This window comes from Yersinia thracica (assembly GCF_902170565.1).
GTDB classification, from domain to species: domain Bacteria; phylum Pseudomonadota; class Gammaproteobacteria; order Enterobacterales; family Enterobacteriaceae; genus Yersinia; species Yersinia thracica.
The window spans coordinates 1-226 of sequence record NZ_CABHXX010000137.1; the positions used below are offsets into that span (position 1 = coordinate 1).

Sequence of the window (226 nt, forward strand, 5' to 3'; positions counted from 1 at the left end):
AAAGTGAACATCTGAACCCAGTGGTGGCGGCATTAATTGCGATTGGTGTGGCGGTGGCCACCTCTGGCTCAAGTTTGGTTGCCAATGCCAACATTGTTGTCGGTGGCGGGGTAGCTGGCGGGGCGGTCACGGCGGGTATGTCATCGCTGGCCGCACAGGCGGCGGTGGCGTTAGTTGAACATAAAGGCGATTTATCTAAAACATTCAGCACCTTGGGCAGTAAAGA

Annotated in this window: 1 protein-coding gene; it reads left to right on the plus strand. The window is 55.3% G+C overall.

The window, feature by feature from the left end; translation table 11 throughout:
• Positions 1 to 226 (plus strand): DUF637 domain-containing protein (locus FTA91_RS19705; RefSeq protein WP_145583790.1); only part of this gene is annotated, 226 nt, incomplete at both ends.